10 protein-coding genes and 2 pseudogenes are annotated in these 8,048 nt (G+C 70.5%); 4 read left to right on the top strand and 8 right to left on the bottom strand.

The annotated features are described in order from the left end of the window. A pseudogene (locus ACVNF4_RS28935) lies at positions 1 to 424 on the bottom strand (metallophosphoesterase); the annotation flags it as partial. A 121-nt stretch (positions 425 to 545) separates the two neighbouring features. Next, complete coding sequence (locus ACVNF4_RS28930; RefSeq protein WP_461805834.1) at positions 546 to 761, bottom strand: DUF397 domain-containing protein; 216 nt, start codon at positions 759 to 761, stop codon at positions 546 to 548. Between the two features lie 373 nt (positions 762 to 1,134). Here ACVNF4_RS28930 and ACVNF4_RS28925 point away from each other — a divergent pair, with 373 nt between their 5' ends. Further along, positions 1,135 to 2,277, top strand: coding sequence for a methyltransferase domain-containing protein (locus ACVNF4_RS28925; protein WP_461805833.1), 1,143 nt, complete (start codon positions 1,135 to 1,137; stop codon positions 2,275 to 2,277). 130 nt (positions 2,278 to 2,407) lie between these two features. Beyond that, entirely contained in the window at positions 2,408 to 2,824 is a 417-nt protein-coding gene (locus ACVNF4_RS28920) for a hypothetical protein (RefSeq protein ID WP_461805832.1), read from the top strand. Here ACVNF4_RS28920 and ACVNF4_RS28915 read toward each other — a convergent pair. Next, on the bottom strand, positions 2,821 to 3,072 hold the full coding sequence (locus tag ACVNF4_RS28915) for a GntR family transcriptional regulator (RefSeq protein WP_461805831.1): 252 nt from the start codon (positions 3,070 to 3,072) through the stop codon (positions 2,821 to 2,823). The two genes, ACVNF4_RS28920 and ACVNF4_RS28915, sit on opposite strands and share 4 nt — an antisense overlap. Positions 3,073 to 3,517: 445 nt before the next feature. Here ACVNF4_RS28915 and ACVNF4_RS28910 point away from each other — a divergent pair, with 445 nt between their 5' ends. Next, the gene (locus ACVNF4_RS28910; RefSeq protein ID WP_461805830.1) at positions 3,518 to 3,718 is read left to right on the top strand and encodes a hypothetical protein; all 201 of its coding nucleotides are present in this window, start codon (positions 3,518 to 3,520) and stop codon (positions 3,716 to 3,718) included. A gap of 80 nt (positions 3,719 to 3,798) precedes the next feature. Here the strand turns inward: ACVNF4_RS28910 and ACVNF4_RS28905 are convergent, their stop codons facing one another. Beyond that, complete coding sequence (locus ACVNF4_RS28905; RefSeq protein ID WP_461805829.1) at positions 3,799 to 4,038, bottom strand: SCO4848 family membrane protein; 240 nt, start codon at positions 4,036 to 4,038, stop codon at positions 3,799 to 3,801. Between the two features lie 91 nt (positions 4,039 to 4,129). Here ACVNF4_RS28905 and ACVNF4_RS28900 point away from each other — a divergent pair, with 91 nt between their 5' ends. After that, positions 4,130 to 5,443: a D-alanyl-D-alanine carboxypeptidase family protein gene (locus ACVNF4_RS28900; protein WP_461805828.1), complete on the top strand. Its 1,314-nt coding sequence runs from the start codon at positions 4,130 to 4,132 to the stop codon at positions 5,441 to 5,443. Here the strand turns inward: ACVNF4_RS28900 and ACVNF4_RS28895 are convergent. The 4 genes and pseudogenes from ACVNF4_RS28895 to ACVNF4_RS28880 all read right to left on the bottom strand — a co-directional run. After that, positions 5,404 to 6,294 carry a YihY/virulence factor BrkB family protein gene (locus tag ACVNF4_RS28895; RefSeq protein ID WP_461805827.1) on the bottom strand — a complete coding sequence of 297 codons (891 nt, stop codon included), beginning with the start codon at positions 6,292 to 6,294 and terminating at the stop codon, positions 5,404 to 5,406. The genes ACVNF4_RS28900 and ACVNF4_RS28895 overlap by 40 nt on opposite strands. A gap of 4 nt (positions 6,295 to 6,298) precedes the next feature. Continuing rightward, positions 6,299 to 6,751, bottom strand: a pseudogene (locus ACVNF4_RS28890) (GtrA family protein); the annotation flags it as partial. Continuing rightward, entirely contained in the window at positions 6,712 to 7,644 is a 933-nt protein-coding gene (locus tag ACVNF4_RS28885; RefSeq protein WP_461805826.1) for a decaprenyl-phosphate phosphoribosyltransferase, read from the bottom strand. The gene ACVNF4_RS28885 and the pseudogene ACVNF4_RS28890, both read right to left, overlap by 40 nt. Next, positions 7,641 to 8,048 (bottom strand): phosphatase PAP2 family protein (locus ACVNF4_RS28880; protein WP_461805825.1); only part of this gene is annotated, 408 nt, incomplete at its 5' end. The genes ACVNF4_RS28885 and ACVNF4_RS28880, both read right to left, overlap by 4 nt.

The following is an 8,048-nucleotide window of genomic DNA, read 5'->3' as shown; positions in this document are numbered from 1 at the left end:
CAGGGGCCGCCGCCGGTGCGGCCGGGGTGCGCGCGGGCTCCTGCTCAGGGGCCGCCGCAGGTACGGCCGGGGTGCGCGCGGGCTCCTGCTCGGGAACGGCCGTCTCGGGCTGCCTCCGCTCCAGGAACATCCGCAGCAGAGGCCGCACCACCTCCCCCGCCAGCACCCCGAGCAGCAGGTACATCGAGACGGCCAGCCACAGGAAGCCCGGCCACGACAGAACGCGCTGGAGCCAGAAGGGGGCGCCGGTGCGCTCGGCGGCCAGCGCGGTGATCGCGAGGACCCACCCCACCGCGATCAACGCCGCCCCGGCACGACGGGCCCAGCCCGGACCCCGGGTCGTGTCCCGGAACAGACGGCGCCACAGATACCAGTTGCCGCCCACCAGAACACCCAGGACGACCACACCGAAGACGATCACCATGCCGTTCATCCTAGGTACGGCCATGGGCATGCGGGACGGCGCTCCAGGGCGCCCCCAGGACATCAGACGGCCCCACCTCCCTGGAGGAGTTCAGAAAGGGGTGGGGCCGCTGGCACGGTTCCTACACGTCGGTGTTGCGGGCGAGTGCGACGAGCCCGGCGAAGGCGCGAGGGGTGAGGCGCAGGTGCGGGCCGTTCGGGACCTTGCTGTCGCGGACGGGGACGACACCCGATACCTGCGCCACAGAAGGGGCCCACTCGACGCAGTTACCCTCTCCATTTCCGCTGTAGCTCGACGCGACCCATCGCGCTGCGGACAGGTCAGGGGTAGTGCTCATTGGGAAAATCCTCCAAGACTGACCGGATGACGTCCGCCGACTGACCGGGGGACAACGCTGACGCACTGAGCAGATCATGGGCCCGGAACTTCGCCGCTACGTTGTCCGCTTCCTCTAGCAACGTCCCGGTGGTGATGGCCTCTTCATAGGCCACGAAAGCACCGTTGCGGAGGGTCCAACGCGACTTTCCAGCGGGCAATGTCCGGGAAACCCGGCTCGTCGACCTGCTGGGCGGGAAGGCTTGGGATGCCCTGGCGGCACGCATTCCGACACCCCGAGCCGCGTGCTCGCCGGACGACTCCAACGACTGCGACCCCGCCAGCACCCCATCGTGCGACCCGCAGTAACCAGCACGACCCCCGAAAGGACCTCGATGGACTGGGAAGAGCACGCGTCGCGGCTCGCGTCGCGTGTCACCGACCCCGATTCCCGCTGGGTCGGCGCGGTGGCACACATCCCCCGTCACGAACTCGTCCCCCGCTGGTGGGAACGCACGGGCGACAAGTGGCAGCTCCGTGACGGCCCGTCCGACCATGCGGCATGGATGCGTGCCGCCTACGCGGACCGCTCGCTGATCACCCGAGTCGGCCCGCTTCACGCGGACCGCGCGGACCTCGCCGAGCAGCCGCAGGGACGGCCGACTTCGTCCGCCACACTGCCGACCCTGGTCGTACGGATGCTGCGGCACGGCCGACTCGGGGACGGCCTGTCACTGCTGGACCTCGGGACCGGGGCCGGCGGACTCGCCGCGTACGCCTGCCACCGGCTCGGGGACCACTGCGTCACCAGTCTGGACATAGACCCCTATCTGGTCAGTGCGGCCGGGGAGCGGCTCGCCCGCATGGGCCACCAGCCCAAGATGGTCACAGCGGACGCCACCGAGTGGGTACCCGGCACGTACGACCGGATCGTGGCCACGGTCGCGCTCTCCCCCGGTCCCGGACTCCGGGCCGTGGTGGGGGCGCTGGCGCCCGGCGGACGCCTCGTGACGACGCTCGCCCGCACCTGCCTGCTCGTCACCGGCTGGAAGGACCAGTCAGGGGACGTCGTAGGACGAGTGGAGCGGGACATGGCCGGCTTCATGCTCACCCGCTCCGGCAGCGACTTCCCGCCCGCCCACACCGAGTTGTTCGCCCTCGCCCACAACGCGGAAGGAGAACACCGCAGCAGCGGACGTCATCCCGTGGTGGACATCGAGAACGCGTGGGAACTGCGCTCCATGCTCGAAGTCATAACTCCCGGTGTGGAGATCGACTACCGGGCCGACGGGGAACACCGCACGGCCTACCTGATCCACCCGGACGGCTCCTGGGCCCGCGCATCCGCCGAACGACTCGACGATCCGCCGGAGGTCCACCAATCGGGCCCGCAACGCCTCTGGGACGCCCTGGAACGCATCCGGTTCCAGCTCAACGCCGAGGGCTCATTGCCACTGCTCGGCGCGAACGTCCGCATCACGCCCGACGGGGTGTGCCACCTGTCACGCGGCCACTTCCGAACGTCCCTGGGCGAGTAGCAGCCCCGGCACGGCGGACGGCACCCACCGTCCGACAGCTCACCGTGCCGCACCCCGCCCGTGTGCCTCACGACATGCGGGCGGGGCTTCCTCCCCTTCCGCCACAGATGAACGAGGATCACGGCCGATCATGCCGCTGCAATGCACCGCCTTCACCGAGGTCCCACGACTTCTTGGCGCACAGGCCCTCCGGGACATACCTGAGACAGAAGAGGACTGCTGGGACATCCTCCCTTCCCACACCCTGTGTGAGCTGGGTGAGCACGGCAACCGCATCGAGCACGCCTCGGTGCTCTGGTACAGCCTCGACCTGACCCGGCCGCACCTGTGGATGGCGCGGTGGTCAATCGTCGGCGGGTTCGCCGTCTGCCGCTTCGAACTGGGCACACAGTGCCTCGCGAAAACCCCCGGCGTCGACGAGTGCGTGTTCTTCACGGGCCACCCCTCGGGCCACTCCTGGGAGGTGAACGACCCCGTCATGGTCACGCTCGAAGCGTTACCGCCCGCGCAGCGGATACGGATACTCCAGCGCGACGACGAGAACTAATCGCCCTGACGCCCGTCCCCGCCGGTCCCTCGGACGAACGACCCCATGCCAGGGGTGGTGGTGATCAACCCTTCGGCGCGCAGAGCGGCCGTCGCCTTGCGGACGGTGATCCGTGACACCCCGAACTCGGCGCCCAGCCGCACCTCGGAGACAAGGTGCCGAGCCGGATACTCGCCGCTCTTGATGCGCGCGCGAACGACGTCGGCGATCTGCTGCCACTTGGGGCGGGTGGGGTCGAACTCCATCACGTACGGACTTTATCCAGCCGCAGTCATTGCTACATAGGCACTCACAGCACGACACAGCTATAGACAGGTGTAGTCAGGCGCCGCTGCCTTCGAACACGAATACGCCCCGGGCGGACCGATTAGGCCCGGTCCACCCGGGGCTCGCCGAGACAGCTTTAGGGAGCTGATCGACTTATGCGCGATGTTATCGCCCGAGCCCTGGCCTGGGTGTTACTCACACTCACCCCCCGCCGCCGCCCCGGCCGCCACAGCACCACACACCTCGCAACGCAGCCGCAGACCACCGAACGTCCCGCCCGTGGACCAGCTCCAGCAAGGAGGACGCCGCCACCCTGGAACTCCGCCTCAAACGGGAACGCCGCCAAGCCGCAGCCCTCGCCACGATGGGCGTCGACCACCCCTACACCTACGACGGCGCCCCCTTCGGCGCGGACGCGTTCACCGCGTGAACCGCGACGGACTGACCGACGAACCCCCAGCCCCCTTCAGCGCCGCATGCCGCCACATCCAGCGGGCGAGCGGACCCGGCGTCACGCTCTACGCCTGCCCGGACTGCGTCGTCATCGTCGGCGTGGGAGCCGTGGCGGACGACGTGATGGGCCTGCCCTCGACTCCACCCGGCCTCCGGCCCGAAGAGCACGGCTGACGCATCACCGGCCCCGTCACGCACACCGGCGTGGCGGGGCCAGCCGCAGAAAACGCCCGGCTCGATCCGCTCTCGATCCGCTAGTGCGTGAACCGCAACGCCCGCAGCGAACGCAACCCGATGAGCCCGATGGCCGTCCCCAATACGAAGGACACGACCGCGAGGGTCAGGTGGACCCAGAAGTACGTCGTGGGATGTCCATGGTCGAACGCGAGACCACTGCCGTCTTTGATCAGGTTCTTTACGAAAGTGACCCAGATGACCCAGCTCCACACCCCGAAGGCGAGCAGGAACCAGGAGAGGGGGCGGGTGAGCTTCATGGGGTCAGTATCGCGGGCGGATGTCCGGTTCCGGCAGGCGGGTGGGGTGGAGGGTGGGACTTCCGTGTGGGGGACGGGTACGTTCGCCCTCGTGCCCGCTCCCATGAAACGGGCCGTCAGGCGATCCCTGACGGTCACCGCAGCCACGCTCGCGACCGCCGCGCTCACCGCGCCCTTCGCCGTCGCCGCGCCCCCGCCGTCCCCGAAGCCGACGCCTACGGTGACGCCGCCCGCGAAGATGTCCAGCGTCGGGGGTGCCCGGCTGGGCCTGCCGGGGACGCAGGCGGATCTGGCGAACGGGGCGCCGGTGCTGCCGAAGGACCTCACCGCGCGGTCGTGGATCGTGGCGGACGCGGAGTCGGGTGAGGTGCTGGCGGCGCACAACGCGCACTGGCGGCTGCCGCCCGCGAGCACGATGAAGATGCTGTTCGCGGACACGGTGCTGCCGAGGTTCCCGGGGACGACGCAGCACAAGGTGGAGCGCGCCGAGCTGGACGGCATGGGGGCGGGTTCCAGCCTCGTCGGGATAAAGGAGGGGGAGACCTACTCCGTGCACGACCTGTGGCTCGGGGTGTTCCTGCGGTCCGGGAACGACGCGGTGCGGGTGCTGTCCGCGATGAACGGGGGCATCCCCGCGACGGTGGCCCAGATGAACGCCCACGCGGAGGAGTTGCAGGCCCTCGACACGCACGTGGTGTCGCCGGACGGGTACGACGCCCCGGGACAGGTGTCGTCCGCGTACGACCTGACGCTGGTCGCCCGCTCCGGGCTCCAGAAGAAGGACTTCCGGGAGTACGCGTCGACGGTGCGCGCGAAGTTCCCCGGCAAGACGGAGAAGGACGAGAAGACCGGGAAACCGGTCCGGAAGCCCTTCGAGATCCAGAACACCAACCGGCTGCTCAGCGGCGACTACGACATCGCCCAGTACCAGGGCATCGCGGGTGTCAAGAACGGCAACACGACCAACGCGGGCGCGACCTTCACGGGCGTCGCCGAACGCGCGGGCCGGGTGCTGCTGGTGACCGTCATGAACCCCGCCAAGGAAGGCCACAACGAGGTCTACAAGGAGACCGCCGCCCTCTTCGACTGGGGTTTCCAGGCCCTCGGCAAGACCCGCCCCATCGGCGAACTGGTCCCCCCGAGGAACGCCTCCCTCTCCACTCCCCAGCCCGGCCCCACCAACCCCACCGGCCAGGCGGGCGGCGCGGGCAACGCCTCCGGCACCCCCGTCGCCGCGAAGACCGCCCCCGACTCCTCCAGCGGCATCGGCACGGCCCTGGGCATCGCGGGCGGCGTCCTCGTCCTCCTCGCGGGCGGCGTGTTCCTGGTCAACCGGAAGTGGCCGCTGGGCAGGAAGCCGGAGGGTCAGGAGAGTCCGGAGACCGAGGGCGCCTCGTCCTCCTGAGGATCCTCCGCCCGAGTCGCCGTCCAAGCCGCGCAGTACAGCACGAGTTTCGCCGTCAGGTTGATCCACAGCAGCAGCGCGACAGGCACCCCGAAAGCCCCGTACATGGACTTGGTGGCGACCCCCTGGAGATAGCCGCTGAGCACCAGCTTGAGCAGCTCGAAGCCGACGGCTCCTATCAGCGCGGCTTCGAGCAGCCGGCGGCGGGGCGGGTCCGCGCCGGGGAGCAGCGTCAGGACGTAGAGCAGCAGCAGGAAGTCCGCGAGGACGGCCACCGCGAACGCCGCGACCCGCAGCAGCAGCGCCCCCCACCCGTGCTCGTCCAGCCCGAGGCCGTCCGCGATGGCGCTGACCGCCCACGTCGCGACGGTCGACGCCGCGAACGTCAGCAGGACGGCCCCGCCGAACCCGAGCAGGACACCCGCGTCCTTCGCCTTGACGAGGAGGGGGTTGCCGGCGTCATCGGGCAGCTCCCAGACCGCGCGCAGGCAGTCCCTTATCTGGCCAACCCAGCCGAGCCCCGTGAAGAGCAGGACGGCGCCGGCGATGAGCCCGACGGTCCCGGCGTTCTGGACGAGCGAGGCGACGTCCAACTGTCCGGAGATACCCGGTACTTGATCGGCGATCCGGCCCTCAAGGCGCTTCTGCTGGTCACCGCTGAGCGCGGCGGCCGTGACGGCGGCGGCCAGCGTCAGGAGCGGGAACAGCGAGACGAAGCTGATGAACGTCATCGCGGCGGCGAGCCGCGTCCACTTCACCCTGTCGAGCCGCTCGTACGACCGCCACGCGTGCGTGGCCGTCAGCCGTGCGACCCACGGCCCCACCACGGGAAGCCTCTTCAGCCAGTCCATGATCCGAACTCTGCCTCACCTCGTGCCGGAAGACCCATCTCCGGGTTCCCCAGAACCGCAGGACTGTAGCCAGCGCCATCCCCACTCCGGCTCCGGAGACCGTGTCGGCGAGCCGGGAGGTGAGGCCGAGGCCGTAGTGGCTGACGGTGAGGCAGAGGAGCTGGACGAGCGCGCCCGCGAGGTTGACGGCGGTGAACGTCAGGAGGGCGGCGAAAACGTGCTCCACGCGCGCGTGCCGGTACGTGGTGCGCGCGTTGCCCCAGTAGGCGACCGTGCAGCCGGCCACGAAGGAGAGGGACTTCGCGGTGAGGGGGTCGAGGGCGGCGGGTCCGCGAAGGTACGTGAAGAGGGCGAGGTCGGTGGCGTAGGCGAGCGCGCCGACGGCCGCGAAACACAACAGCTCTCGTTTGAAAAAACTCACCAACCCGCCACCGCCAGCCCGTACATCGCCACCCACACCACCCCGATCGACGCCAGCGCCCGGTCCCCCAGCACGACCTCCTCCGGCTCCCCGGCGGTCCCCCGGTCCGCGAACACGGCGTACCGCAGCACCGCCAGGATGAACGCGACCATCGACAACTGCCGCCACGGCCCCGCCCCGGACTGCCCCTCCAGCGCCCACAGGCAGTACCCGAGGACGGCGACCCCGGCGGCGAGCTGCCACACGAACCGCAGGTACCCGGTCGTGTACTCGGTGAGCAACGCGCGCGTGGCGCCCGCTTTCCCGGCCATCTGGACGGCCTCGGAGTACCGCTTCGCGGCGACCATGAACAGCGCCCCGAACCCGGTGGTGATCAGGAACCACCGCGACAGCGGGATGCCCAGCGCGAGCCCTCCGGCGGTGGCCCGCATCAGGAACCCGGTGGAGACGACGGCGAGATCGACGACGAGGACGTGCTTGAGGCTCACGCAGTACGCCAGTTGCAGGCCCACGTACGCCGCCAGGAGCGCCGCGACGCCGGGCGTGGACAGTCGGAGTGCCAGCACGGGCCCCGAGGCCGCGAGAAGGCCGCCCACGGCGTACGCGAGGGGCACGGGGACCTGACCGGCGGCGACCGGTCGGCGGCGTTTCGTGGGGTGCGCGCGGTCCGCGTCGGCGTCGCGCGCGTCGTTGATCAGGTAGACGGCCGCCGCGCACGCGGTGAACAAGGCGAAGACGAGGGCGATCTGGGCCGCCGCGTGCCAGGACAGGAGACGTCCGGCGGCGGCGGGCGCGGCGACGACGAGGACGTTCTTGACCCACTGTTTGGGGCGGGCGGTCTTCAGCAGGCCTCGCAGGACACCGCGCGGCGGGGCGGCGGGCACGGGCAGCTGTCGGGACCGGACACGCTCGGGCGCGGTCTGTGTCATGCCGGAACACCCGTCCAGCGCGCCCCTACGCGCGCGGTGAGCGCGCCAAGTGCCGCCCCCGCGACGACGTCCGACGGCCAGTGCACACCGACGACGAGCCGGGAGACGCACATCGCGGCGGCGACCGGCGCCACCGGGTACGCGCCGAGCGCCCCGTAGGCGACGGCCGCCGCCGCCGCGGAGGTCGCGTGGGAGCTGGGGAAGGAGTGCCGCCCGGCGGTGCGCACCAGGGGCTTCACATGGCCGGTCCGGGGGCGCCGGACGACGCGTTTCACGCCGATGCTGACGGCGTGCGCGCCTGCCGAGGAACTCCGGTGGCTCGTGTCACTCTCCGACGCGATGAAACACCCCACCCCCACCCCGCTCACCACCGCCTGAACGTGCCCCACCACGAAACGGACCCC

This window comes from Streptomyces sp. S6 (genome assembly GCF_054880855.1).
Note: the sequence above shows the minus strand (reverse complement) of the source record. Positions and strands in the feature narration are given on the sequence as shown.